Origin of the sequence: Stenotrophomonas maltophilia (assembly GCF_001676385.1) — a bacterium.
GTDB classification, from domain to species: Bacteria; Pseudomonadota; Gammaproteobacteria; order Xanthomonadales; family Xanthomonadaceae; genus Stenotrophomonas; species Stenotrophomonas maltophilia_J.
This window is the reverse complement of the sequence record NZ_LYVJ01000001.1, coordinates 206,233-229,421: the sequence shown is the minus strand read 5'-3', so window position 1 is coordinate 229,421 and position 23,189 is coordinate 206,233. Positions and strand designations below refer to the sequence as shown.

The 23,189-nt window shown below is 66.8% G+C and carries 24 protein-coding genes; 12 read left to right on the top strand and 12 right to left on the bottom strand.

The genetic code is table 11. The features are described 5' to 3' along the window. Window positions 1-18 precede the first annotated feature (18 nt). Both A9K58_RS01195 and A9K58_RS01190 read right to left on the bottom strand, forming a co-directional pair. The gene (locus tag A9K58_RS01195) at window positions 19-354 is read right to left on the bottom strand and encodes a hypothetical protein (protein ID WP_065197587.1); all 336 of its coding nucleotides are present in this window, start codon (window positions 352-354) and stop codon (window positions 19-21) included. A 122-nt stretch (window positions 355-476) separates the two neighbouring features. Further along, entirely contained in the window at window positions 477-1,994 is a 1,518-nt protein-coding gene (locus A9K58_RS01190) for a fumarate hydratase (protein ID WP_065197586.1), read from the bottom strand. A gap of 184 nt (window positions 1,995-2,178) precedes the next feature. Between A9K58_RS01190 and A9K58_RS01185 the strand changes: the two genes are divergently transcribed. The 4 genes from A9K58_RS01185 to A9K58_RS01170 all read left to right on the top strand — a co-directional run bounded on the left by A9K58_RS01185 (window position 2,179) and on the right by A9K58_RS01170 (window position 6,488). Next, complete coding sequence (locus A9K58_RS01185) at window positions 2,179-3,075, top strand: RNA polymerase sigma-70 factor (protein ID WP_065197585.1); 897 nt, start codon at window positions 2,179-2,181, stop codon at window positions 3,073-3,075. A 36-nt stretch (window positions 3,076-3,111) separates the two neighbouring features. Continuing rightward, window positions 3,112-3,561 (top strand): carboxymuconolactone decarboxylase family protein, encoded by a 450-nt coding sequence (locus A9K58_RS01180; protein ID WP_065197584.1) that lies wholly within the window; start codon window positions 3,112-3,114, stop codon window positions 3,559-3,561. A gap of 213 nt (window positions 3,562-3,774) precedes the next feature. Further along, entirely contained in the window at window positions 3,775-5,628 is a 1,854-nt protein-coding gene (locus A9K58_RS01175; RefSeq protein WP_065197799.1) for an ABC transporter ATP-binding protein, read from the top strand. Between the two features lie 80 nt (window positions 5,629-5,708). Further along, window positions 5,709-6,488, top strand: a complete 780-nt coding sequence (locus A9K58_RS01170; protein WP_065197583.1) for a ferredoxin--NADP reductase — start codon at window positions 5,709-5,711, stop codon at window positions 6,486-6,488. Between the two features lie 94 nt (window positions 6,489-6,582). Here the strand turns inward: A9K58_RS01170 and A9K58_RS01165 are convergent, their stop codons facing one another. Then, a complete protein-coding gene (locus A9K58_RS01165; RefSeq protein WP_065197582.1) occupies window positions 6,583-7,062 on the bottom strand; it encodes a glutathione peroxidase in 480 nt (159 codons plus the stop codon). Between the two features lie 129 nt (window positions 7,063-7,191). On the opposite strand from A9K58_RS01165, the gene A9K58_RS01160 reads away from it, so the two are divergent. Next, window positions 7,192-9,360 (top strand): M3 family metallopeptidase, encoded by a 2,169-nt coding sequence (locus A9K58_RS01160; protein ID WP_065197581.1) that lies wholly within the window; start codon window positions 7,192-7,194, stop codon window positions 9,358-9,360. A 127-nt stretch (window positions 9,361-9,487) separates the two neighbouring features. Here the strand turns inward: A9K58_RS01160 and cfa are convergent, their stop codons facing one another. Genes cfa through A9K58_RS01145 form a run of 3 tightly spaced genes read right to left on the bottom strand, consistent with a single transcriptional unit; the run spans window position 9,488 to window position 11,843 of the window. Further along, on the bottom strand, window positions 9,488-10,603 hold the full coding sequence (cfa, locus tag A9K58_RS01155) for a cyclopropane fatty acyl phospholipid synthase (protein WP_065197580.1): 1,116 nt from the start codon (window positions 10,601-10,603) through the stop codon (window positions 9,488-9,490). A gap of 19 nt (window positions 10,604-10,622) precedes the next feature. Beyond that, window positions 10,623-11,504: a DUF3298 and DUF4163 domain-containing protein gene (locus tag A9K58_RS01150; protein WP_065197798.1), complete on the bottom strand. Its 882-nt coding sequence runs from the start codon at window positions 11,502-11,504 to the stop codon at window positions 10,623-10,625. Window positions 11,505-11,540: 36 nt separating this feature from the next. Beyond that, window positions 11,541-11,843, bottom strand: a complete 303-nt coding sequence (locus A9K58_RS01145) for a GNAT family N-acetyltransferase (protein ID WP_005410305.1) — start codon at window positions 11,841-11,843, stop codon at window positions 11,541-11,543. A gap of 210 nt (window positions 11,844-12,053) precedes the next feature. Here A9K58_RS01145 and A9K58_RS19645 point away from each other — a divergent pair, with 210 nt between their 5' ends. Further along, the gene (locus A9K58_RS19645) at window positions 12,054-12,212 is read left to right on the top strand and encodes a hypothetical protein (protein ID WP_196769141.1); all 159 of its coding nucleotides are present in this window, start codon (window positions 12,054-12,056) and stop codon (window positions 12,210-12,212) included. A gap of 49 nt (window positions 12,213-12,261) precedes the next feature. Here the strand turns inward: A9K58_RS19645 and A9K58_RS01140 are convergent, their stop codons facing one another. Both A9K58_RS01140 and A9K58_RS01135 read right to left on the bottom strand, forming a co-directional pair. Continuing rightward, the gene (locus A9K58_RS01140) at window positions 12,262-12,885 is read right to left on the bottom strand and encodes a rhomboid family intramembrane serine protease (RefSeq protein WP_065197579.1); all 624 of its coding nucleotides are present in this window, start codon (window positions 12,883-12,885) and stop codon (window positions 12,262-12,264) included. Window positions 12,886-12,892: 7 nt separating this feature from the next. Continuing rightward, window positions 12,893-14,458, bottom strand: coding sequence for a POT-type proton-dependent oligopeptide transporter (locus A9K58_RS01135; protein ID WP_065197578.1), 1,566 nt, complete (start codon window positions 14,456-14,458; stop codon window positions 12,893-12,895). 163 nt (window positions 14,459-14,621) lie between these two features. Between A9K58_RS01135 and A9K58_RS01130 the strand changes: the two genes are divergently transcribed. Continuing rightward, window positions 14,622-15,467 (top strand): endonuclease/exonuclease/phosphatase family protein, encoded by an 846-nt coding sequence (locus tag A9K58_RS01130; protein ID WP_065197577.1) that lies wholly within the window; start codon window positions 14,622-14,624, stop codon window positions 15,465-15,467. A 96-nt stretch (window positions 15,468-15,563) separates the two neighbouring features. Here A9K58_RS01130 and A9K58_RS01125 read toward each other — a convergent pair whose 3' ends face one another. Then, a complete protein-coding gene (locus A9K58_RS01125) occupies window positions 15,564-16,175 on the bottom strand; it encodes a superoxide dismutase (RefSeq protein WP_005410310.1) in 612 nt (203 codons plus the stop codon). Between the two features lie 219 nt (window positions 16,176-16,394). On the opposite strand from A9K58_RS01125, the gene A9K58_RS01120 reads away from it, so the two are divergent. Continuing rightward, a complete protein-coding gene (locus A9K58_RS01120) occupies window positions 16,395-16,847 on the top strand; it encodes a guanyl-specific ribonuclease (RefSeq protein WP_065197576.1) in 453 nt (150 codons plus the stop codon). Beyond that, on the top strand, window positions 16,847-17,260 hold the full coding sequence (locus A9K58_RS01115; RefSeq protein ID WP_065197575.1) for a barstar family protein: 414 nt from the start codon (window positions 16,847-16,849) through the stop codon (window positions 17,258-17,260). The genes A9K58_RS01120 and A9K58_RS01115 overlap by 1 nt, the downstream gene beginning before the upstream one ends. Before the next feature lie 101 nt (window positions 17,261-17,361). On the opposite strand, the gene A9K58_RS01110 is transcribed toward A9K58_RS01115, so the two are convergent. Together A9K58_RS01110 and A9K58_RS01105 are read right to left on the bottom strand one after the other, a co-directional pair. Next, window positions 17,362-19,119 (bottom strand): hypothetical protein, encoded by a 1,758-nt coding sequence (locus A9K58_RS01110; RefSeq protein ID WP_065197574.1) that lies wholly within the window; start codon window positions 19,117-19,119, stop codon window positions 17,362-17,364. 10 nt (window positions 19,120-19,129) lie between these two features. Continuing rightward, a complete protein-coding gene (locus tag A9K58_RS01105; RefSeq protein WP_065197573.1) occupies window positions 19,130-19,729 on the bottom strand; it encodes an NfuA family Fe-S biogenesis protein in 600 nt (199 codons plus the stop codon). 90 nt (window positions 19,730-19,819) lie between these two features. Between A9K58_RS01105 and A9K58_RS01100 the strand changes: the two genes are divergently transcribed. The 3 genes from A9K58_RS01100 to zupT all read left to right on the top strand — a co-directional run bounded on the left by A9K58_RS01100 (window position 19,820) and on the right by zupT (window position 21,491). Then, window positions 19,820-20,170, top strand: a complete 351-nt coding sequence (locus A9K58_RS01100; protein WP_065197572.1) for a 4a-hydroxytetrahydrobiopterin dehydratase — start codon at window positions 19,820-19,822, stop codon at window positions 20,168-20,170. Further along, window positions 20,167-20,583 carry an energy transducer TonB gene (locus tag A9K58_RS01095; protein ID WP_065197571.1) on the top strand — a complete coding sequence of 139 codons (417 nt, stop codon included), beginning with the start codon at window positions 20,167-20,169 and terminating at the stop codon, window positions 20,581-20,583. The genes A9K58_RS01100 and A9K58_RS01095 overlap by 4 nt, the downstream gene beginning before the upstream one ends. 98 nt (window positions 20,584-20,681) lie before the next feature. Further along, window positions 20,682-21,491, top strand: a complete 810-nt coding sequence (gene zupT, locus A9K58_RS01090; RefSeq protein WP_065197570.1) for a zinc transporter ZupT — start codon at window positions 20,682-20,684, stop codon at window positions 21,489-21,491. 546 nt (window positions 21,492-22,037) lie between these two features. Here zupT and A9K58_RS01085 read toward each other — a convergent pair. Further along, complete coding sequence (locus A9K58_RS01085) at window positions 22,038-23,012, bottom strand: RluA family pseudouridine synthase (RefSeq protein WP_065197569.1); 975 nt, start codon at window positions 23,010-23,012, stop codon at window positions 22,038-22,040. Window positions 23,013-23,189: the final 177 nt, after the last annotated feature.

Below are 23,189 nucleotides of genomic sequence, written 5' to 3'. Positions count from 1 at the left end.
CACACGGGCCGTCGCTGCTCAGCCGCAGCTGCTCATGCAGGTATCGCGGCGTTCGCCACAGGACATCATCGGTGCACGCACCGTGCAGTCATGCGCCTTCAGTTCACAGGCGCGCCGCAGCTCGGGGTTGGCGACGTCCTTGCAGCGCTTGTCCGGCGCCGGCACCGCCTGCTGCTCGCAGCTGAAGCTGTTGTTGCCGGTGCTGCCCTGCGCCATGCAGCTGCGATGGCTGGCCTGGCATTGCATGCGGCACTGCGAGGATGCGGAGAAATCCGCCCCCTCATAGGAGGAGGTCGTGCTGCAGCCGACCAGGATCAGCAGGAACGCGAGCGCAAAGGTTCGATGCAGGGCCATGGACACATCCTGTGCGAGGTGGTGCCAAGCCTAGCAGAGCGATGCTGCGCGATCGTCAACCCCATTCCCTTCACGACAACGGCGCCACGCGGGCGCCGTTGCCTGTACCGGACGCTGGAGGATTACTCCACCACCACCGGAATCTTGCCGATGCGGGCCTGCCATTCGCGCGGGCCGGTCTTGTGCACCGACTCGCCAGTGGAATCCACCGCCACGGTCACGGGCATGTCCTGCACGGTGAACTCGTAGATCGCTTCCATGCCCAGATCGGCGAAGCCGACGACCTTGGCGGCCTTGATGGCCTTGGACACCAGGTAGGCCGAACCACCGACGGCCATCAGGTAGGCCGACTTGTGCTTCCTGATCGCCTCGATGGCGGCCGGGCCGCGCTCGGCCTTGCCGACCATGCCCAGCAGGCCGGTCTGCGCCAGCACCTGCTCGGTGAACTTGTCCATGCGGGTCGCGGTGGTCGGGCCGGCCGGGCCAACCACTTCGTCGCGCACCGGATCGACCGGGCCGACGTAGTAGATGAAGCGTCCCTTCAGGTCGACCGGCAGCTCCTCGCCCTTGTTGAGCATGTCGACCATGCGCTTGTGCGCGGCATCGCGGCCGGTCAGCAGCTTGCCGTTGAGCAGCAGGGTCTGGCCTGGCTTCCAGCTGGCTACCTCCTCAGGAGTGATCGTGTCCAGGTCCACGCGGGTGCCCTTGGATGCGTCGTAGGTCAGCTGCGGCCAGTCTTCCAGCGACGGCGGGTCCAGCATCACCGGACCGCTGCCATCGAGGGTGAAGTGCGCATGGCGGGTCGCCGCGCAGTTCGGGATCATCGCCACCGGCAGGTTGGCCGCATGGGTCGGGTAATCCTTGATCTTGATGTCCAGCACGGTGGTCAGGCCGCCCAGCCCCTGGGCACCGATACCGAGCGCGTTGACCTTCTCGTACAGCTCCAGGCGCAGCTCTTCGATGCGGCTGGACGGACCACGAGCCTGCAGGTCGGTGATGTCGATCGGTTCCATCAGCGCCTCCTTGGCCATCAGCATCGCCTTCTCGGCGGTGCCACCGATGCCGATGCCGAGCATGCCCGGCGGGCACCAGCCGGCCCCCATGGTCGGGACCGTCTTCAGCACCCAGTCAACGATGGAGTCGGACGGGTTGAGCATGGCGAACTTGCTCTTGGCTTCTGAACCGCCGCCCTTGGCGGCGACGATCACCTCGACCTTGTTGCCCGGTACCACCTTGACGTTGACGACGCCCGGCGTGTTGTCCTTGGTATTGATCCGCTTGCCGGCCGGATCAGCCAGCACCGAGGCGCGCAGCTTGTTGTCCGGATGCATGTAGGCGCGGCGAACGCCTTCATTGGCCATGTCTTCCACGCCCATGGTGGCGTCATCCCAACGCACGTCCATGCCGATTTCCAGGAACACGGTGACGATGCCGGTGTCCTGGCAGATCGGACGGTGGCCTTCGGCGCACATCCGCGAATTGATCAGGATCTGGGCCATCGCTTCCTTCGCGGCCGGCGACTCCTCGCGCTCGTACGCGGCGGCGAGGTTCTTGATGTAGTCGACCGGGTGGTAGTACGAGATGTACTGCAGCGCGTCGGCGATGGACTGGATGAGGTCTTCCTGCTTGATCGATGTCACGGCTTGCTCGCTTGCTCGAGGCTGGCGGGGGGTAATCCGCCCATTTTACCCCCTCCCCCGGCCGCGGGGTGGTAGTGCCGGCCGCTGGCCGGCAAGATCACAACCGAGGGATCAGATCCCTCGCCAAAGGCTCTGACCCCGCACCTTCTGTCACGCTTGCCCTCTCCCTGGCGTCCTGGTCGACATGAACACCGAAGCCACCTTCCAGACCCACCGCCCGCGCCTGATGGCCCTGGCCTATCGCCTGCTCGGCAGCCGCACCGATGCCGAAGACGTGGTCCAGGATGCTTGGCTGCGCTGGTCCGGCGCCGATCAGGCCAGCGTCCGCGACGCCGAGGCGTGGCTGGTCACCACTACCACCCGGCTCGGCCTGGACCGGCTGCGCGCGGCCAAGCGCGAGCGCGTCCACTATGTCGGCCCCTGGCTGGCTGAACCGCTGGAGATCACCCTCGAGCCCGACCCCGCTCCCGGCCCGGCCCAGCTGCATGCCCTGGCCGACGACGTTTCGGTGGCCTTCCTGACCCTGCTCGAACAGCTCGGCCCGGAAGAGCGCGCCGCGTTCCTGCTGAAGGAGGCCTTCGACCATGACTACCGCGAGATCGCCGGCCTGATCGGCCACAGCGAGGCCAGCTGCCGGCAGCTGGTGCACCGTGCCCGGCAGCGCCTGCAGGCCGGACGGCCCCGCTTCAATGCCGACGCCAGCCAGCATCGGCAACTGCTGGCACGCTTCATGGAGGCCTCGCAGCGCGGCGACAGTGAAGCGATCCAGGCACTGCTGCACGCCAACGCACGACTGGTCTCCGACGGCGGTGGCGTAGTCACTGCGGCCGTCCGCCCATTGCTGGGCGCCGAGCGCATCGGCCGCCTGTTCTGGGCCATCGCCCGCCGCGGCGCGGCGCAGCCGGCGCAGCTGGGCTACGTCAACGGCGAGCCGGCGATCCTGCGCTTCCAGGGCGACCGGCTGCACTCGGTGACCACCATCGACGTGATCGATGGCCGCATCGCCCAGGTGTACAGCGTGCTGAATCCGGAGAAGTTGCCGCAGGTTGTCACGCGCGGCGATGCAGCGGCGTCCTGGTAGTGGAAGGCGGCCACGGTGGCCGCCGTGGAGCCCACGATGTCGACCCACGCTTCTCCCCGCGTCCCCTATACCCGACTGGCCGCCGAGGCCTTCAAGGGCCTGCTGGCGACCAGCAAGGCAGTGCATGACAGCTCGATCGAGCCGATGCTGATGGAACTGGTGTTCCTGCGCGTATCGCAGCTCAATGGCTGCGGCTACTGCATGGACATGCACGCCACCACGCTGCGCAAGGGCGGCATCGAGCCGCGCAAGCTCGACACCCTGCCGGCCTGGCACGAAAGCCGCTTCTTCGATGCGCGCGAGCGCGCGGCACTGGGCTGGGCCGAGGCGCTGACCCGGCTGACCGACGGCGCGCCGTCGCAGGCGGCATTCGATGCCCTGGCACCGCATTTCGATGAAAAGGGCATCAGTGACCTGAGCATGGGCATTGCGGTGATCAATGCCTGGAACCGGCTGGGTGCGGGGCTGCTGCCGCCGCTGCCCTGAAGGAGCTTTGTTGGCTGGGCCGGCACCCGGCACCCGGCACCCGGCACCCGGCACCCGCAGCAGCAACGGCCAGGACAAGGGCAGCATCAACCGCTGGCTTTGCGCGGGATGGTCCGAGAGCCGGATCCCGATTGGCCGTGGTGGGGTCGGAGCCCTTTGCGCTGCAAAGGGATCTGACCCCATCTGCACGCCTTGCACGCGCACAATGGTGGCATGCCTGCTGCCACCGAAAAGAAGCCCAGCCTGCGCCAGCGCTTCAGGGCGATGCGCAACCTGCCGCCATTCCTGCGCATGGTCTGGCAGACCAGCCCCGCGCTCACCCTGGCCAGCCTGGGGCTGCGCCTGGTCCGAGCGCTGCTGCCGGTGGCGATGCTGTATGTGGGCAAGCTGATCATCGACAGCGCCCTGCGCCTGAGCCAGCACGATACCGGCTTCCCGCCGCTGGGCGAGGCGCTCTCCAGCGGCCTGCTCAATCCGCTGCTGGGCCTGCTGGCACTGGAGTTCGGCCTGGCCATTGCTTCGGACCTGCTGGGCCGGCTGGTCAGCTATGCCGATGCACTGCTCTCGGAGCTGTTCGCCAACGCCACCAGCATCCGGCTGATGGAACACGCCGCGACACTGGACCTGGAGGACTTCGAGGACCCGGACCTGCAGGACAAGCTGGACCGCGCGCGGCGCCAGACCATGGGCCGGATGAACCTGATGAGCCAGCTGTTCGGCCAGGTCCAGGACGCGATCACCGTGGCCAGCCTGGCCGTCGGCCTGCTGGTCTACGCGCCGTGGCTGATCCTGCTGCTGGCACTGGCACTGGTGCCGGCCTTCATCGGCGAATCGCACTTCAATGCCGCCGGCTACAGCCTCAACTTCCAGTGGACGCCCGAGCGCCGCCAGCTCGACTACCTGCGCCAGCTCGGCGCCAGCGTCGAGACGGCCAAGGAGGTGAAGATCTACAACCTGCACCGCTTCCTGGTGGAGCGCTACCGGCGCCTGTCGGTGGCGCTGTTCCTGGCCAACCGTGCGCTTGCCCGGCGCCGCGCGTTCTGGGGCACGCTGCTGGCCGCGCTGGGCACGCTGGGCTACTACACCGCCTACGCCTACATCGCCTGGCGTACCGTGCGCGGCGATTTCTCGATCGGCGACCTGACCTTCCTCGCCGGCAGCTTCCTGCGCCTGCGCCAGCTGCTGGAAGGCCTGCTGATCGGGTTCTCGCAGGTGGCCAGCCAGGCCCTGTACCTGGATGACCTGTTCTCGTTCTTCCAGATCCAGCCGGAAATCCACTCGCGCGAAGGCGCCATGCGCGTGCCGCGGCCGATCCGCCAGGGCTTTGTGTTCGAGAACGTCGGTTTCCGCTATCCCGACGCCGAGCAATGGGCGGTACGCCATCTGGATTTCCAGCTGCACGCGGGCGAAGTGCTGGCCCTGGTCGGCGAGAACGGAGCGGGCAAGACCACGCTGGTCAAGCTGCTCGCACGCCTGTACGAGCCGGACGAGGGCCGCATCCTGCTTGATGGCCGCGACCTACGCGACTACGACCTGGACGACCTGCGCGCCAACCTCGGGGTGATCTTCCAGGATTTCGTGCGCTACAACCTCAGCGCGGGCGAGAACATCGGCGTTGGCCAGGTCGAGGCGATGGACGACCGCGACCGCATTGCCGACGCCGCTCGGCGCGGCATGGCCGAGGAAGTGATCGAGGCGTTGCCCGGCGGTTACGACCAGTTGATCGGCCGCCGCTTCAGCCAGGGCGTGGACCTGTCCGGTGGCCAGTGGCAGAAGATCGCCATCGCCCGCGCGTGGATGCGCAATGCGCAGGTGATGATCCTGGACGAGCCGACGGCGGCACTGGATGCGCGCAGTGAATTCGAGGTGTTCCAGCGGTTCAGGGAACTGGCGGATAATCGCACCGCAGTGCTCATTTCGCATCGTTTCTCCTCGGTACGCATGGCCGATCGCATCCTGGTGCTGGCCGATGGCCGGATCGAGGCCAGCGGCACGCATGCGCAGCTGATGGCGCAGGGCGGCCGCTATGCCGAACTGTTCGAGCTGCAGGCGGCGGGCTATCGCTGAGAACGCCTCTCGTTCCGCCCAATGAGAACCCGTCTCATTTGAGATAGAATCACCCCCGACGACTTTTGATAGATACGCCCATGTCCTCCGCTTTCGGCGCCGAAACGGTGCTTGAGGTCCGCCACTGGACCGACGCCTACTTCAGCTTCACCACCACCCGCGACAGCGGCTTCCGCTTCGAGAACGGCCAGTTCGTGATGATCGGCCTGGAAACGGAGGCGCGGCCGCTGCTGCGCGCTTATTCCATTGCCAGCGCCAACTGGGAAGAACAGCTCGAGTTCTTCAGCATCAAGGTGCAGGACGGCCCCCTGACCTCGCGCCTGCAGCACATCAAGCCGGGCGACAAGGTGCTGGTCGGCAAGAAGCCCACCGGCACCCTGCTGGTCAGCGACCTGCACCCGGGAAAGAACCTGTACCTGCTGGGTACCGGCACCGGCCTGGCCCCCTGGCTGTCGGTGATCAAGGACCCGGAAACCTACGAGCGCTTCGAGAAGGTGATCCTCTGCCATGGCGTGCGCTACGAGAAGGACCTGGCCTACCGCGATTACTTCGAGAAGGAACTGCGAGAGCACGAGTTCCTTGGCGAGATGATCGGCGACAAGCTGCTGTACTACCCGGCCGTCACCCGCGAGCCCTTCGCCAACCAGGGCCGCCTGACCGCGCTGATGGAAAGCGGCGAGATGCAGCGCACCCTCGGCCTGCCGGAACTGAGCCCGGAAAACGATCGCGCGATGATCTGCGGCAGCCCGCAGATGCTTGCCGACCTCCGCACCGTGCTCGACGCACGAGGCTTCCAGGTCTCGCCGCGCATCGGCCAGCCCGGCCACTATGTGTTCGAGCGCGCCTTCGTCGAGAAGTAAGGCGTTGCACCTGTAGAGCCGAGCCCACGCTCGGCTCGCGCGCACCGCGCGCCTTTGATGTCGGCCGGACAAGCAGCCGAGCGTGGGCTCGGCTCTACAGCAGCGCTTCGATCGCGCCGCGCAGCTGTTCCGGCCTGGTGGTGGGCGCAAAGCGATCCACCACGTTGCCCTGGCGGTCGACCAGGAACTTGCTGAAGTTCCACTTGATGCGGGCGATGCCAAGCAGGCCGCGCTTCTCGCGTGACAGCCACGCCCACAGGGGATCGGCCCGGGTGCCATTGACCTCGATCTTTTCCGACAGCGGGAAGCTGACCGGATAATCCAGCGAACAGAACTGGCGGATCTGCGCGGCATCGCCCGGCTCCTGTCCGCCGAACTGGTTGCACGGGAAGCCGATCACCACCAGGCCGCGTTCGCGGTAGTCCTGCCACAACTGTTCCAACCCCGTGTACTGCGGGGTGAAGCCACAGCGGCTGGCGACATTGACCAGCAGCAGTGGGCGGCTGCGGTACTGGGCCAGCGCCTGTGGCTGCCCTTCGAGGTCACGGAAGCTGAAATCGTAGGCGGTGGTCATCGTGGCGAGCCTCGGGTGATACTCGCAGGATACCCGGGCCCAGCCCCGGCAACATGCCTTTTGACACAAGTGCAGATCCTGCCGGCCGGGTTACCCTCGGGCCCTTGTTTGCCTTATCGGAGTTCCGCCTTGACCACTCGCCTTGCCCTTGCCGTGGCCATGACCCTCGGCCTTGCCCTGCCTGCCTACTCAGCCACCGCCGCCACCGCGGTCGCCAGCACCACGGCCCAGCAGGCCAATCCGTTCTTCGCCGAAAGCCCGCTGCCGCTGCATTACCCGCAGTTCGACAGGATCAAGGACAGTGATTTCGCCCCGGCCTTCGACGCCGGCATGGCGCAGCAGCTGAAGGAAGTCGACGCGATCGCCAACAACAAGGCCAAGCCGACCTTCGAAAACACCATCATCGCCCTGGAAAAGAGCGGCGACGTCCTCGACCGTGCAACCACCGTGTTCTTCGCGCTGGTCGGGGCCGATACCAATGACACCCGCAAGAAGCTGCAGGCCGACTACTCGGCGAAGTTCGCTGCGCACAGCGATGCAATCGCACTGAACGGCAAGCTGTTCGCGCGCATCCAGGCGCTGTACGACACCCGCAGCCAGCTGGGCCTGGATGCCGAAGGCGTGCGCCTGGTCGAGAAGTACTACGACAACTACGTCCGCGCCGGCGCCAAGCTGTCCGAGGCCGACAAGGCCAAGCTGAAGGAAATGAACGCCGAGCTGGCCAATCTGGCAACCAGGTTCAGCCAGAACGTGCAGTCGGAAGTGAACGCTTCGGCGATCACCGTCGACGACGTCAAGGAACTGGACGGACTGTCCAGGGAGCAGATCGCCGCTGCCGCCGAAGCCGCCAAGGCCCGTGGCCTGGAAGGCAAGTACGTCATCACCCTGCTCAACACCACTGGCCAGCCGCCGCTGACCAACCTGGCCAACCGCACCCTGCGCCAGAAGATCCATGAAGCCTCGGTCAACCGTGGCAGCCGCGGTGGCGAGTTCGACAACACCGCGCTGGTCTCGCGCATCATGCAGTTGCGTGCCGACAAGGCCAAGCTGATGGGCTTTGCCAACTTCGCCGCCTACAACCTGACCAACCAGACCGCCAAGACCCCCGAAGCGGTCAACGCGATGCTGGGCAAGCTGGCGCCGGCTGCAGTGGCCAACGCCAGGCGTGAAGCCGCCGACCTGCAGGCGATGATCGACCAGGAACAGAAGGCCGCGGGCAAGCCGACCTTCACGCTGGAACCGTGGGACTGGGCCTTCTACAGCGAGAAGGTGCGCCAGGCCAAGTACAACTTCGACGAGTCGCAGCTGAAGCCGTACTTCGAACTGAAGAACGTGCTGGAAAACGGCGTGTTCTATGCCGCCAACCAGGAATTCGGCCTGACCTTCAAGCAGCGTACCGACCTGCCGGTCTACCATGACGACGTCACCGTCTACGATGTGTTCGACGCCGACGGCAGCCAGCTCGCGATCTTCATCTTCGACCCGTATGCGCGCGCCTCCAAGCGGGGCGGTGCATGGATGAACTCCTACGTTTCGCAGTCCACGCTGACCGGCTTCAAGCCGGTGGTCGCCAACCATCTCAACATCCCGAAGCCGCCGGCCGGCCAGCCGACCCTGCTGACCTGGGACGAGGTGAACACCACCTTCCACGAATTCGGCCACGCCCTGCACGGCATGTTCTCGAACGTGAAGTACCCGTACTTCTCGGGCACCTCGGTGCCGCGCGACTTCGTCGAGTTCCCCTCGCAGGTCAACGAGATGTGGTCGGACAATCCGGTCATCCTGAAGAACTATGCCAAGCACTACCAGAATGGCAGCGCGATGCCGCAGGCCCTGCTGGACAAGGTGATCGCCGCATCGAAGTTCAACCAGGGCTTCGCCACCACCGAATACCTGGGTGCGGCGATGCTGGACCAGCGCTGGCACCAGATCGGCCCGGACCAGGTGCCGGCCGCCAAGGACGTGATGGCCTTCGAGCGCGCCGCGCTGGAGAAGGACGGCATCTACTACGCGCCGGTTCCGCCGCGCTACAGGACCCCGTACTTCAGCCACATCATGGGCGGCTACTCTGCCGGCTATTACGCCTACATCTGGTCGGAAGTGCTCGACGCCAACACCCAGAAGTGGTTCAAGGACAACGGCGGCCTGAGCCGCAAGAACGGCGACCACTTCCGCGCCACCCTGCTGTCCAAGGGTGGCAGCGTCGATGCCATGCAGCTGTTCCGCGATTTCGCCGGCCACGAGCCGCAGATCGAACCGCTGCTGGAAAAGCGTGGCCTGACCGGCGCCGGCAACTGATCGCCCGCGCAGTAGCCTGAAACGAAAAACCGCCCGGGAAACCGGGCGGTTTTTTTGTTGTGGTTGGGGTCAGAGCCCTTTTCTGCGAAAAGGGATCTGACCCCGGGGTCTCCGCCCCGCGCTGGCTTCAGCGTGGCGCCACGTACCCACCCGGCACGCCCTCCGGTGACAGCACCAGCTGCCACAACTGCGCATGCCGGCAGCGGAAGGTCGCCATCGATCCGGCCAGGTAGAAGCGCCACATCCGGCGGAAATGTTCGTCGTAGCGCGCATCCAGCCGCGGCCACGCTGCTTCCACGTTGCGCCGCCAGGCCTGCAGGGTGAGGTCGTAGTCGGTGCCGAAGTTGTGCCAGTCCTCCAGCACGAAACGGCCTTCGAACGCCCGGGTGATCTGCACCGCCGACGGCAGCATCGAATTGGGGAAGATGTAGCGCGCGATCCACGGGTCGGTGCGATGCCGCGAGATGTTGGTGCCGATGGTATGCAACAGCAGCAACCCACGCGGCGACAGGCAGCGTTCTGCTACATCGAAGAAGCTGCGGTAGTTCTTGTCACCGACATGCTCGAACATTCCGATCGAGAAGATCGCATCGAACGGCTCGTCCAGCTCGCGGTAATCCTGCAGGCGGATCTCGATCGGCAGGCCGGCGCACAGTTCACGGGCAAACTCGGCCTGCTCCTGCGAGATGGTCACGCCGACGCCGCTGACACCGTAACGCTCGGCCGCGAACTTCAGGGCCTCGCCCCAGCCGCAGCCGATGTCCAGCACGCGCTGGCCCGGACGCAGCCCCAGCTTGCGGCAGACCAGGTCGAGCTTGGCTTCCTGCGCGGTGTCGAGGTCGTCGGCGTTGCGCCAGTACCCGCAGCTGTAGACCAGGCGCTGGCCGAGCATGGCCTGGTACAGGTCGTTGCCAAGGTCGTAGTGGCGGCGGCCAACCTCATAGCTGCCCTGCCCGGCCTGCAGGTTGAACAGGCGCGCCTTCAGCGCATCGGCTACTTCGCGCCAGCCGTGCACCCGCTCGTCCAGATGGGCGCGCATCAGGTGGACGAGGAATTCGTCCAGGACGTTGGCATCCCACCAGCCGTCCATGTAGCTCTCGCCCAGGCCGAGCGAGCCGTGGGCCATGACCCGCGCGAAGAAGCGCGGGTCGTGCACCTGGATGTCCTGCGGCTGGGTGCCGCCGATGCGGACCCCGGCTTCGTGAAGCAGGCCGGTGACCCGCTCCTGCAACCCTGTATCCACGCCACCTCCTCCACTGCGGTCAACCGCGTGCGAACAGCTCCACGTAGTCCTTGGCCACGTAGGGCAACAGCACCGCCGCCGGCACATCGGCGGTCTGGGTGCCATCCGAGTATGGACCGACCTGGTACGGCGGGAAAACAAAGCGCAGCGCGGTGATCTGCCCCTTGTCGTCGGTCAGCGGCTGGAACTGGCTGAAATTGTCAGCCTGTGGCCCGGTGCCCTCCGCGATCATGCGCGACGCGTTGCGCAGCGATTCCTGCATCTGTGCCGGCTCCATGTCTTCGCCACTGAGGCGGGTGGCCACGCGCTCGCGCAGCTGGTCGGCGACGAATTCGCTGATGACCTTCCAGCCCTTGGCATCCGTCACCAGCTTTTCGGCACTGAGCATCTGCTGATGCTGTGGCAGCCATACGAAACGTGCCACCAGCGGCTCGCCATGGGCGCCACCGGTGTAGCGGCTGCCGTCGGCACTGACCACCACCAGCTGCGGGGTTTCCAGCAGCTTTTCAAAGCTCAGCGACAGTTCGTACGGCATGGCCGGCTTGTCGTTGCCCAGCCCGTCCAGCGCCTGCTGCAGGTCGCTGCGCGCATGGGTGGCGTAGTCCTGCAGCGCGCGTGCCAGGCCGGGGTAACGGTCGATGCCCGCCGGGTAGCTGATGCCCACCACTTCGCGCTCGTTGTTCTCGATCACGTCACGCAGGTCCAGCGGTGCTTCCGTGGCTGGCGTTTCGCCCGCCGCGGCGGTTCCGGCAGCCGGAGCCGCGCCCGTCGGCGGTGCCGGCTCGCTCTCACGCTGGCAACCGGCCAGCAACAGCACGCCCACCACGCCGGCCAGCACGCTGCCGCGCAGTGGCCGGTTGTATCCAGTCTTCATCTCGATCCCCTGTTCATGTTTGTACATCATCGCCTGCCATGGCTGAAGCGCCGCCCGCTGGCATCAGCCAGCCAGCAGGTCGTGGTACTCCTCGTGCCGCTGCAGGAAAGCCTCAGCGTAGGAACACGCGGGCACCACCTTGTACTTCTGCTCACGGGCGAAACGCAGCGCGACGCGGGTCAGCTCTCCGGCAATGCCGCGGCCGGCGATCGGCTCGGGCACCTCGGTGTGGGTAATGACCATGCGCCGGCGCTTGATCTGATAGTCGAGCACCGCCAACTGCCCACGCACGCGCGCGGTGAAGCGGTGGTTGGCCAGATCATGTTCGACCTCGTAGGCCAGACCGGGGGGCGTGACCGAAGCCATGGGACTGTCTCCTGCGGCGACTGCGTGGATGGTGCGCAGCCGGGCGCCATGATCGCGTGAAGCCTGAACAGGGGCAACTACAGGCCATTCACGTCAGTTTTCGCCCCTCAAGCTGGAGGGCACAGGGCCGCTATCGCCTGTGTACGGGTCCGGCCAGGCTGGCACGGCCCTTGCGATCGTTGACCCTGCGCATCCCCGCGGAGAATCTCCATGCCCATCGAAACCCACCCCGATACCGACCGCGCCCTGCTGGAGGGCCTGCTGCAACTTGCGGTGGAAGGGCAGACCGAAGACCAGGATTTCCAGCGCATCGGCGAGGAAGTGTTCGCCCGCCTGCTGGATACCTACGGCCACACGACCCGGGCCTGAAACCGGGTACGCCGGGGTCGGATCCGGAGGATCCGACCCCGGATACGCTTCAGCCGCCGAGGCGGAAGGTCGGGTTGGAGAGTTCGCGCAGGAAGTGGTTGAAGATGCTCGGCTGCATGGCGACCATGAAGATCACGCCGAAGGCCGCGCCGGCCAGGTGCGCGCTGTGATTGATCCGGTCACCCCCGCGCTGGTCCATCCAGATACTGTAGCCGACATAGAACGCGGCATAGATGATCGCCGGTGCGGGAATGAAGAACACCAGGATGATCGACCACGGCTTGATCAGGATGAAGGCGAACAGCACGGCCGACACGGCCCCGGACGCACCCAGGCTGAGATAGTTCGGGTTCTTCTGGTTCTTCAGGTAGCTGGGCAGGATCGAGACCAGCAGTGCGCCGAGGTAGAACGCCGGGTAGGTCAGGTAGCTGCTGGTGAGCTCCACCATCACGCTCTCGATGAATCCGCCGAAGAAGAACAGCGTGATCATGTTGAAGATCAGGTGCGACCAGTCGGCATGGATGAAGCCGTAGGTCACCAGGCGGTCGTACTGGCGATGGCGGTCCACGGCGGGCGGCCACAGGATCATGCGGTCGGCCAGCTTGCGGTTGTTGAACGCCATCCACGAAAGGATGGCGGTGATGGCGATCAACAGCAGATTGACGGGGGTCATGTCAGGCTCAGGCGCTTCGGTAGTTGTCGACCATACGATAGCGTTTCGCGTACCCACCGAAGGCCAACGCCGCAACGAAGGCGAAACCGGCGAAGAAGAACATCAGGAATGCCGCCTCGCTCAGCCCGGTGCTGGCGATCTTGTGGGTCACCGCATCGTTGCGCACCGCCGCGTTGGACAGCAGCACCCACAGGTTGCCGATGGTGGTAGTCAAGTTCCAGAAGCTCATCACCACGCCCTTCATCGCCTGCGGCGCCTGGCTGTAGGCGAATTCCAGGCCGGTGGCCGAGACCAGTACCTCACCGAAGGTCAGCAGCGCGTACGGCAGGATCTGCCAGAAGATCGACATGGCGTTGCCACCGTCCATCACCACCTGGATGCCACCGACCACGATCCAGGCCAGGCCACTGAAGGCGATGCCGGCAGTCATGCGGCGCAGTGCGGTCGGCTCGAAGCCGAAGCGGCGCAGGGCCGGGTACAGCACCAGGTTGTTGAACGGGATCAGGATCATCACCAGCAGGGGGTTCAGGGCCTGCATCTGCGAGGCGGTGAACCAGGCCGGCATCTGCATCTGCTGGCCCTGCAGGACCCAGGTCGAGGCCTTCTGGTCGAACAGCGAGAAGAACGGCGTGGTCAGCGCGAAGATCACCAGCACGCGCAGCACCGAGCGCACGCCTTCCACGGCTTCGGCCGGATGCTGGCCACGGGCGCGGTCCAGCTGCAGCCAGGTGCCGCCGCCAATTCCGGCCAGGATGGCCACCAGCGCCAGGCACAGGCAGATCACGATCCCCAGCGAGCCGACCAGGCCGAACGATGCGGCGGCCAGCACCAGGCCAAGGACCGCGATCACCAGGCCCGGGCGGCCCTGGCCGTCCGCGCGCGCGGTCAGCGCGGTGCGCACCACGTTGGCGAACGAGTGCGGGTCCTTCGGTGGCAGCGGCACCAGCACATAGCGCCGGCGGCCCAGCCAGAACACGAACGTGGCGATGAACATCAGGATGCCCGGGATGCCGAACGCCCACTGCGGGCCCCAGTTCTTCAGCACCAGCGGAATCAGCAGCGAGGCGAACAGCGAGCCGAAGTTGATGATCCAGTAGAAGGCATCGAAGACGATCTTGGCCAGGTGCTTGTTGCTCTGGTCGAACTGGTCGCCCATGAACGACGCCACCAGCGGCTTGATGCCGCCGGCGCCGAACGCGATCAGGCCCAGGCCAAGGAAGAAGCCCCCGCGGCTGTTTTCGAACAGCGCCAGGCACAGGTGCCCGGCGCAGTAGACCAGGCTGAACCAGAGGATGGTGTGGTACTTGCCGAAGAACCTGTCGGCCAGCCAGCCGCCGAGCAGCGGGAAGAAGTACACGCCGATCATGAAGCTGTGCATGATGTCCTTGGCTTCGCCCGCCCGGCCCTCGGCCGTGATTTCCTGCAGCAGCAGCGAGGTGATCAGGAACTGCACCAGGATGTTGCGCATCCCGTAGAAGCTGAACCGTTCGCAGGCCTCATTGCCGATGATGTACGGGATCTGGCGCGGCATCCTTCCCTGGCCGGCGATGGGGGCAACTGCGTCGTGACTCATCCTGTAGGGCATTCCTGCGAAACGAAAGGCGCAAGGTTACCGGAACCGGGGCGTGCGAAGCACGCTGCAGGGCTGCATGACATCGGCGCCGATCCGTGGCAGCCAGCCACCGGCGCTGCCGGAAGTCACGGCACCTGCACGGCAAAAGCGTAAACTTATCGTTATGCGCCCCCTCGTCCACGCCCGTCTCCTGCTCAGTTGCCTGGCGCTGGTGCTGGTGTTGCCGGCGCAGGCCCGACCGCAAGCCCCCGCCTCCGCCGCCAACGGGCCCGAGGCCCAGCTGACCGTGGCCGCGCTGGAACTGCCCAGCCGCGACGACGCGCAATGGAAGCAGCGCCGCGAGCAGGTTGCACAATTGCTGACCGAACTGCAGCCAGACGTGATCTCGGTGCAGCAGGTACTGCAGCAGCAAGGCCGCAACCCGGCCTGCTGGCTGGCCAGCCGCCTGCGTTACAGCTGCGATTTCGTCACCGCCGACCCTCCCAGCCAGCCGCTGCGGCATGGCAACGCCATGCTGACCCGGCTGCCGGTCAGCGAAGACGGCGTGACCCTGCTGCACCCGCCCGGCACCTTCAGCGCGGCCGGCATGATGCGGCTGAAGCTGGGCGAGGCGCTGGTCAACATCTATGTGGCGCGGCTACGGCCGGACCCGGACGAGACCGCCGCCCGCCAGCACCAGACCAGCGACCTGATGACCTGGATCGGCGCCACCGCCGAGGGCATGCCGAGCCTGATCGCCGGGGACTTCTCGGCCACGACCGTGGAACTGGTGCGCAGCACTCCCGGCTTCCAGCCGGCGCGGCGCAATCCTGGCGGCCGCCCGGAACCGCCCGCGGCCAGCGGCGGTGGTGCCACGGGCCATGGCCTGGATGTGCTGTTCCAGGTCAAGCACTTCGGCGGGATCCGCCAGCAGCCGGTCCTGCTGCCGGCCGACGGCGACCTGCCCGGCCTGCGCCTGGGGGTGATGGCGACCCTGCGCCTGCAGGGCGTTGCGGCCACTGCCGAATAGGCCGCCTTCGGCTCCGGTGCGTGCCGACGTCCAGGAGCTGGCAAACAAGAAGGCCGGGGTCTCCCCCGGCCTTCTCAGTTCATCCAGCCACCGCGATCAGGCGATCGCTTCCTGGTAGCGGCGCTCGACTTCGTTCCAGTCGATGACGTTGAAGAATGCGCCGATGTACTCCGGGCGGCGATTCTGGTACTTCAGGTAGTACGCATGTTCCCATACGTCCAGGCCCAGGATGGGGGTGTTGCCCTCCATCAGCGGGCTGTCCTGGTTGCCGGTGCTCTCGACCACGACCTTCTTGTCCGGGGTCACGCTCAGCCACGCCCAGCCGCTGCCGAAGCGGGTCAGCGCCGCCTTGGTGAAGGCATCCTTGAACTTGTCAAAGCCGCCCAGGTCCTTGTCGATGGCCTTCGCCACGTCACCCACCGGGTTGCCGCCGGCGTTCGGGGCCATCACGGTCCAGAACAGCGAGTGGTTGGCATGGCCACCACCGTTGTTGCGCACCGGGCCCTGCAGGTTCTCCGGCAGCGACTTGAGCTTCTTCACCAGCTCTTCGACCGGCAGGTCAGCGTACTCGGTGCCTTCCAGCGCCGCGTTGACGTTGTTGATGTAGGTCTGGTGATGCTTGGTGTGATGGATTTCCATCGTCGCCGCATCGATATGCGGTTCCAGCGCGTCGTAGGCGTAGGACAGCTTGGGCAGGGTGTAGGCCATGATGCATCTCCTGATTGCGAGGGCACCCGACGGTGTCGGGCAGTGCGCAGTGAATGATGGGGACAGACCACCAGATTACCAAGGGGGATGTAAAGGAAATTGCGTCCTGCTGGTGAGTCCGACGGCAATTGTTACGCAGTGGTGACGCGACGCCGTCCTCATGCACCATGCAGCGCGCAGGCGCTACAGTGCGTGCACCACCCTCGCCCGCCCTTGCCCATGCGCAACCCCCGGCTGTTGATCACCGCCATTGCCTTGCTGCTGCTCGGCCTGGTCGCCAATCATTTCCTGCAGCGGCCCCCGGCACCGCAGTTCGCGCCCGGCCTGCAGGGCACGCCCACCGCTCGCGCGCCAGCGGCCGCCTCGCCCGGCAAGGACGGTGGCCTGCCCGCGTTCCTGCCGGCCGAAGCACGCGCGACCATCGCCCTGATCCAGCGTGGCGGCCCGTTCCCGCACCGCCAGGACGGCAGTACCTTCGGCAATCGCGAACAGCAGCTGCCGCAGCGTCCGCGTGGCTACTACCGCGAATACACCGTCGACACCCCCGGCGCGCGCACCCGCGGCACGCGCCGCATCGTCACCGGCGGCGATCCGCCGGAGGCGTGGTACTACACCGACGACCATTACGAGTCGTTCCGCAGCTTCACCGTACCGGCCCAGGGAGCGCAGTGATGAGCCACGACGATTTCGGCCTCGGCCTGCATGACCTCAACAACGCCGGTGTTTATGCCATCGACAGCGATGACATTGGCGCGCTATCCGCGGCGATGCGCGATGCCGGCCTGAAGGTGGTCCGCATCGATCTGGAAGGCGTGGCGGACAAGCGCACCCTGCTGGCACGGCTGGCCGCACAGCTGGATTTCCCTGCAGGCTTCGGTGGCAACTGGGATGCGCTGTCGGACAACCTGCGCGACCTGCAGTGGCTTCCGGCCCGGGGCTATGCGCTGTTCCTGGCCGACGTGGACGCGCTGCGCGCCGGGACGCAGAAGGACTTCGACACCCTGCTGGACGTGATGGACGAAGCCAGCCGCGATTGGGTCGGCCGCAACGTGCCGTTCTGGGTGTTCCTGTCGCAGAGCGCGTGAGGTCAGTGCCCTGGTAGAGGCCGACTTTGGTCGGCGCTTCTGCGCCAACCAAGGTTGGCACCTACCAAAGCACGAGCCGGCCAGGCGTGGCGCCCCCTTGCCTACCGGCTCCCGTTGTCTTCCTGCAGTTCTTTCTTGAACGGGATGTCCGGCGGCGGTCGCGCCACGGCCGGCTGCTCCTGCATGTTGGGGTTGGTCAGGCCGCAGCCGCCCCCGGCCTGCAGGATCGAAATGACGCAGGAAATCTTCGTGCTGGTGCCCGGCAGAGGAATCTCCATTGCCTTGATGCCCTTGCGCACCCATTCGGCCAACAGCGATTCCTGCGGCACCCAGTACTTGTCGAACGAGGTTGGCGTGTAGTCGTACGGCGGACGCTTCAGCCACGTACCGGACTGGGCGATGCGCTCCCTGCTCCAACCGTCATTGGCTCCGCCGGGCGCACCACGCTCGGCCGGCCCATCGCCCTGTTGGCCCGGCACGCGCACGCTGCCATCGGCATTGAACAGGCCATTGCCCTTGCCGGAGTTGCTGGCCTGGCGGTCGCCGCTGCTGGCACCGTCGCGATTGCGGCTCGATGCGCCCCAGTCATCCCCCTTGGCAGGCGTGGCCCAGTTGCCCGGATCCGGTGCCGGGCGCGCTCCGGCCTGCGCCGGCCTGGTGCTGGAGGCCGATGGGCGCGCGGTGCGGCTCGCCTGTGTCGCGCTGCCGTTGGCTGCTGGCGTGGGCGCTGCCACGGGTGCACTCCCACTGGAAGACGACGCGGCCGCAGCCGGTGCCGGAACCACCTCGCGCTCACGCACCTGCACATCGCGGCCACTGGGCGCACGCACGGGGGGCTCGCGCCCGGCCACGGCCGCCATCCGCACCTGCGGATCGACCACCGCCTGCACTTCACGCTCGCGCACCTGCACATCCCGCTGCGGCACGCGCACCTGCACGTCGGTGGTGCGCAGCGGCGGCGACACCACCGGTGCATCGACCGTCGTGACTTCACGCTCCTGCACCTGGACGTCACGCAACTGCGGCACCCGCACCGCGACGTCCGGCGCATGCAATGCGACCGGGGTGGCCGGTGCCTGGACGGGCTGCACGCTGCGCTCGCGCACGACCGGCGTGGTGTCACGCGGCACGACGCTGACTTCGGTTCGCGGCACGCTGAGCGGCGGCACCAGGAAATCCGTGCTGGCCTGCGCCACTTCGGTGGCCTGCACCGGCGAGGGTGGCGAGGCCGCAAGCGGGGCCGGCTCGGCTTCGGCAGGCGGTGATGGCGCGCTGGCTGCCTGTGCTGGAGCCGGCTCGGGTGCAGGCGACGGCGCAGGACGTGGCTCAAATGCAGTTGCCGCTCCTGCCTCCTGGCCGGCGGCAACCCGGCCGGCCGGTGCCGCTGCCGCCGCTTCGGCACCGGGCTGATCGCCGCCGCCCTCCTGGGTGGCGCGACCGACGAATTCCACCTGCACGCGCTCGCCTTCAGCGCCCTCTTCTTCCGGTGCCGCCGTGCGGATCACCGCCACCCACAGCAGCAGCATGAAGAACAGCAGGTGCAGCAATGCGCTGACCAGTGCCGAGGTCCAACGCATCCAGCGCTGGTCGCGCGGCGCGGCGTCCCAGTCCTGCCAGAACAAGCGGCGCAGCGCCTGCCACGGTGACAGCTGCGGTGACTGGCCTGGCGGACCGGGCAGCGGACGCGGCAGCAGCACCGCAATCACTTCGCGGGCGTGGAACGGCCGCGGCAGCGGCCCCAACGAACGCAGCCACAGCGCCCAGCCATAAGGCAGGCGCGTGCGCTTCTCGAGGATCGGAGGGTGCTGCTGGCGTGCCAGCAGCAGGTCGATGAGTTGCCCGGCCCGGGTCAGAGGCACGCGTCAGTGGTCAGGCGGCGTTGCCGCGCGGGATGTAGGGGGCGTGGCCACTGTCGTGGTCGGTCGCGTCGCGGACGGCGGTTACACCGGGCACGCGGCCCATCAGGGTCTTTTCGATCCCCTGCTTGAGGGTCACGTCCGCCATGCCGCAGCCCTGGCAACCGCCACCGAAGCGCAGCAGAACCACGCCTTCGGACGAGACTTCCTGCACCGCGACCTTGCCGCCATGCGAAGCCAGCTGCGGATTGATTTCGTTTTCCACCACCCAGTGCACGCGCTCGACCAGCGAGGCGGCATCGCCCGGGGCCTCGCCCTTGATGCGGGGCGCCTTGATGGTCAGCTGCTGCGCGCCGGCGCTGCCAGTGGCGATGTCGATCTCGGCGCCGTCAAGCCAGCCGACGCTGCTGGCATCGACATAGAGAGTGAACCCATCGCAGTCCACTGCCCATTCGTCCCCCAGCAGGTCGCCCGGCTCGGCAAATTCCAGCCGGGCGTCGGCGCGCGGGGTACCGGGATCGACCGCACTCAGGCGGACCCCCATGCCGGGCACGCCCTCACGTTCGATCAGCTTGCGGAAATGGGTCTGGGCAGTGTCGGAGATCTGGATCATCAGGCTATTCTAGCCAAGTACGCGTCAACCGCTCATTCGGTTTATACACCGTCCGGCGCATTGTTCAGTCAACACGAGGTGGAAATTCCCATGGCCGACCTGATTCCACTGGCCCAGGCCCATTGCGTACCGCGCAAAGGCAATGACCACAAGCTCGGCGAGGCCCGCCTGGCGGAGCTGCTGCCGCAGGTGCCCGGCTGGGAGCTGGCCGAGGGCGGTCAGGCGCTGCTGCGCACCTTCCGCTTCAAGGATTACTACGCCACCATGGCCTTCGTGAACGCGCTGGCCTGGATCGCCCACCGCGAGGACCACCATCCGGACCTCGGCGTGCACTACGACCGCGCGGTCGTGCGCTTCTCCACCCACGATGTGGGCGGCCTCAGCGAAAACGACTTCATCTGCGCGGCAAAGACTTCGGCCCTGACGGAGCAACTGCCATGAACGTACGCCTGCTGAGCCTGTCCCTGTTCGCCACGGCCGGCCTGGCCGGCTGCGGCTCGCCCGAACCGCCGGCACCCCCTCCGCCTCCGCCGACCGAAGTCGCCGCAGTCAAGACCCCGCCACCGCAGTACCCGCTCGAACTGGCCTGCATGGGCGTCGGAGGTACCAGCACTTTCAAGGTGACCATCGGCACCGACGGCAAACCGAGTGACGTCACCCTGTTGACCGGCGCCGGCAACCCGCAGCTGGACGAACTGGCCAGAACCGCGGTACAGGGCTGGCAGTTCAAGGCCGCCACCCGCAACGGTGCAGCGGTACCGGCCACCATCCAGGTGCCGGTCAGCTTCAACCCGCCGCAGCCGAAGCCGGACCAGTGCTTCGCCATCGAAGAACGCCTGCGCCGCGGCGGGTGACCGGCCACGCTCCGACGAGGCCAGCCGACGCCCGCCTCGCCCTCGCCGCCCCGGCCCAGCCCGGGGCGGTTGTCTGTTGAACAGGACCGCGTCGGCACATGCTGCAGATTCCCTCCGAAAACATCTGGATCGCACTGGCGGTCACCCTCGCCGCCGGCCTCGCCACCGCCATCGGCAGCCTGCTGGTGCTGTTCTCGCGACGCCCCAATCCGCGCCTGCTGGCGTTCGGCCTGGCCTTCGCCGGCGGCGCGATGGTCTACGTGTCGCTCTCGGAAATCCTCAACAAGGCCGTCGATTCATTCACGATGGCCTATGGCGAGCGCAGCGGCTTTACCTACGGCACGATCGCGTTCCTGGTCGGCGTGGCCGCGATCGTGGTGATCGATCACCTGATCCCGAATCCGCATGAGACGCTGGACAAGCAGGACCCGGCCTTCCGCGACAACAACAAGGCCTATATCAAGCGCGTGGGCCTGCTGACCGCCATCGCCATCACCGCACACAACTTCCCGGAAGGCCTGGCGACCTTCTTCGCGACGTTGGAAAGTCCCTCGGTGGGCATGCCGTTGGCGTTCGCGATTGCCATCCACAACATTCCCGAGGGCATTGCGATCGCGGTGCCCGTGTATTTCGCTACCCAGAACAAGCTGCACGCCTTCGTGGCCAGCCTGCTGTCGGGCCTGGCCGAGCCGATCGGCGCGGTGCTTGGCTACGTCCTGCTGAAAGGATCGCTATCACACGCCACGTTCGGTTGGGTGTTCGGGCTGATCGCCGGCGTGATGGTGTTCCTGGCCCTGGATGAGCTGCTGCCGGCGGCCAAGCGCTATGCCAGGGGCCACGAGACGGTCTATGGGCTGGTGGCAGGCATGGGCACGCTGGCGATCAGCCTGGTGCTGTTCAAGTGGTGAGGGGTTTGCGGCCAACGGGCTGAGCCCCCTCGCGGCTGGCGGAGCGACATTCCGGGTTGGGCCGGCCGAGGTGGGTTTGCGGGGGACGCCGTAAACCCATCCTTGGGGGCTTGGGCGCGCCATCCATGGCGCTTACACCCCCGCAAACCCACCTCGCCCGGCCTCTGACAGGCTATAGGCGTGCCAGCCGCGCGATGAAAGAATGAAAAAGCGAAGCCCGCGCTGCGCGCGTGAGTCGAGCGTGGCTCGACTCTACAAGGGCTGCGTGCGGGTATGGGTCTACGCTGCAGCTGTCAGGTCCGCCTTGTAGCGAGCCGAGCACCGCAGGTCCGGCGAGGGCGAAGAGGCGCGGGTGTCTGAGCGCAGCGAGTTCCGCGCCGCCCCTCGGCGGACCGAGGAGCGCAGGGTACCGGCGCGCAGCGCCGGCTCGCGGATGGCGGCGTGTTTCTTTGGTTACTTTCTTTGCACGAGCAAAGAAAGTGACAAGCCCACTCATCGCAGGGAAGCGACGGCGCCGACCAAACCCTCGGCGCCGCCGAACCGCCGTCAGCGCAGGCGGTCCAGCGCCTCGACCAGCTCATCGGCCAGTGGCGCGTTCAGCACATACGGGCTCTTGCCGTCGTCCAGCGCGAACTCCAGCGATGCCGCATGCAGGAACAGGCGCTTGAGCCCGATCTGCTCACGAAGCCGCTTGTTGACTGCTGGATCGCCGTATTTGTCGTCACCGGCCACCGGATGCCCCAGATGCTGGGCATGTACGCGGATCTGGTGGGTGCGGCCGGTCTCGATGCGGACCTCGCAGTAGGAATGGCCGCCGCGCCGCTCCAGCACGCGGAAGTGGCTGATCGACTCCTTGCCGATCGCATTGACCTGCACGTGCCGCTCTCCCCCCTGGCGCAGGCCCACATGCAGCGGCGCGTCGACCGTCATCACGCCGTCGGGCATCCGCCCGGCCAGCAGGGTCAGGTAGCGCTTGCGGATGCCGGCGCCGTGGTCTTCCCGCAGCAGCGCCTGCAGTTCACTCAGGGCCGAGCGCTTCTTGGCGACGACCAGCAGGCCCGAGGTGTCGCGATCCAGCCGGTGGACCAGTTCCAGGGTCTGGCCCGGGCGCAGGGCGCGCAGGGTCTCGATGGCGCCGAAGCTGATGCCGCTGCCACCGTGGCTGGCGACGCCGGAGGGCTTGTTCAGGGCCAGCAGGCGGGCATCCTCGAAGACGATGGCCCGCTCCAGCCGGCGCATGAATGCCTCCGGGGGGCCTGCTTTGTCTCCCTCCTCGCTGAGACGGACGGGCGGCACCCGCACCTCGTCCCCGGCCTCCAGCTTGCGCTCGGCCTTGGCGCGGCCGCCGTTCACCCGCACCTGGCCGCTGCGCACCAGCTTGTAGACCAGGCTGCGCGGAGCCCCTTTCAGCTGGCCGAGCAGGAAATTGTCCAGGCGCTGGCCGGCTCGGTCGGCCGGAACGGTGATCATGCGCACGCTGGGCTTGTCGCCGACGGGCTGGGTGGGGTCTTGGGCGGTCATCAGGCTGTTTATTCTGTTACACTCGGGGGGCGAGATAAGGGATTGATTTCGTTGGAAGTTACTCAGGGCCAGAAGCCCGGCTCCCGACGAATCCGGCACAGTGCGCGACCACCGCCCGCGGGGCGGCCATGTTAGCGGCTCACCGGCCTTCCCGGCCATCGCCGGATGCCTGACACG